Raw genomic sequence first — 2084 nt, 5'->3', positions numbered from 1 at the left:
CATCGAGACTTGCCGCAAGCGGGCCGTTTCCTCCTGGGTCTACATCGCCACTGTGATCGCCGCCGCCAGAAAGGGCGTCGCCACACCCTCGCTGCCGCCGATTCCGTCCGGGACGTGAACGGTTACCTACTGATCAGCATCAGATTAAGCCGCCACTGCACCTGGGAAAGTAATTCCCAAGGCATTTTTTGTCACGTCGTCAAGCTCGATCCAGAAGGCAAAAACCGAGTGACCATGCAATTGCATCGTTGGACTGGCCCTGGAAGCATTCACTCCGAGCCGGGACAAGATACGCTCCATGGCGACCGCAGAGACGGCGATGAGGCGCTTCACATCATGCTCAAGGGCGCATTGCACAGCAGCACGCAACACTGCCTGGCACCCCCAAAAGTCAGCTTGCCGCCCGTGTCCGTTTGGACTGCGGAGATCGACCGAACAAAAACGAGAGAGTTCCCATACAGCAGAAGACCTCGGAATTATGGCCGCGTCCATAAGCTCTGGAAACACTTCACTAAGTAAATATGTCTCCGTGGTAGGGATCAGGCGCGAATAGCCAACTGTGGCGCCGGCATCGCGTATGCAGACGTGGTAGGTGCTGTCGCGATCAAACTGGTCAACCTCAAGTCCTGCGCCAGCATCGGGCAGTGTCCATTTCAGGCGCTCAACAAAAACGGCGTACCTGTAAGAGAAAATTTGATTTAGATCAACTAACTTTAGTTGTGATGCTTTAGCGTACATGGTATTCATAGCGCCTCCTTTTTATGCGGGAAGCATCATTGAACCGCCTTTTTCTGTTTCTAAGAATTCGCACTAATGCGAATCCCGGCAGCTTTTGTTTGCGCTGCGATTAGTCAACCAAAGTTAGAGGAATTATGCAAATACACGACGATGTGCTGCATGAGATCTCGACAACTTCCAGCAGTGAGGCAGGATTCAAAATCTTGAAGGAAGAGGCATTTCGCCTTGGTATGCAGACCGTATCATGGGTATTGAAGTCCCCAGTTGCCTTGGAGGATGGGAGGATCGCTACGTTCGATAGCTACACTCCGGAATGGCGTGCGCACTACTTCCAGAATAACTACCTTGCGTGCGATCCGACGGTCAAACATGGGATGACTTCTATACATCCACTTATTTGGTCGAATACCAAGGAACTCGCGCCCGAGTTTTGGGAGGATGCCGACGCTTTCGGCCTGCGCGTTGGTTTCGCGCAAAGTCTGTGGGATCGTCATGGGCGCTGCTCAATGCTTTCTTTGAGTCGTGACCGCACAGAATTATCGCAATCTGAATTGACTCTAAAACTACCGCAACTTTCCTGGCTGGCTCAAATCGCCCATACTGGATTGGTCAGGCACATAAGTCCGGCCGAGGCTATAAATGAACCTGCGGCGCTTACCAAGCGCGAAGCGGAGATACTGCAATGGGTGAGCACCGGAATGACCTCTCAACAAGTGGCGGATAGACTTCGGGTGACTAAAGCCACCATTGACAAGCACATGGAGGCGGTCAGATCAAAACTTCATGCTGAGAATAAGGTGGATGCAGTCGTCAAGGCGATTCGCTGGGGCCTCATTTAGTCGAGGTGAATTGCGCGAGCAAGCGAACTAAGCAGAGCCGGGTAAGCCCGGCTTTTTGTTTTCTATCGGCTATTTCGCGCGGTTAATTGCCATCGACCATGACCATAAATCATATAAGCACGGCCGAGTTCGGTTCGCCTCACGACGTTGAAATATCGAATTCGTTGCATGTTTCAAATTGAGCCTAATCAGGTTCTAGAAAAGCGTAGCGTCTACCATTAGTGATCTGTAGGGTGTTTTTGTATTTATCACGGACGAATCCGCTATGACATCAACGAATCTTGATCAGGCCAGCAAGCCCACTTCATCATTGCTTGATGACTTGTTTCGCAAGGACGCCTTGCACGCATCTCAACAGCGGTTGGGTATGCCGGTCAAGCCCCCCCTGTGTCAGACTACTTGTCGGGTGTGTTTTTGAACAAAGTATGTCGTGATCTTGAGCGTTGTAGTGGGGTTTTTAGGGTTCGTTCTTGTGCTGTACTTTTGACATCGTTTCCGGGAGCGGGG

Annotated in this window: 2 protein-coding genes; one reads left to right on the top strand and one right to left on the bottom strand. The window is 51.4% G+C overall.

Going from position 1 to position 2084, the window contains the following annotated elements; translation table 11 throughout:
• Positions 1 to 144: 144 nt before the first annotated feature.
• On the bottom strand, positions 145 to 747 hold the full coding sequence (locus F1735_RS33160) for an acyl-homoserine-lactone synthase (RefSeq protein ID WP_167241209.1): 603 nt from the start codon (positions 745 to 747) through the stop codon (positions 145 to 147).
• 125 nt (positions 748 to 872) lie between these two features.
• Here F1735_RS33160 and F1735_RS33155 point away from each other — a divergent pair, with 125 nt between their 5' ends.
• The gene (locus tag F1735_RS33155; RefSeq protein ID WP_167241208.1) at positions 873 to 1577 is read left to right on the top strand and encodes a helix-turn-helix transcriptional regulator; all 705 of its coding nucleotides are present in this window, start codon (positions 873 to 875) and stop codon (positions 1575 to 1577) included.
• The last annotated feature ends 507 nt before the right edge of the window (positions 1578 to 2084 follow it).

This window comes from Massilia genomosp. 1 (assembly GCF_011682185.1).
GTDB lineage: Bacteria > Pseudomonadota > Gammaproteobacteria > Burkholderiales > Burkholderiaceae_D > Telluria_A > Telluria_A rubra.
The sequence above is the reverse complement of the archived record's forward strand: the minus strand, read 5'-3'. Positions and strand labels throughout refer to the sequence as shown.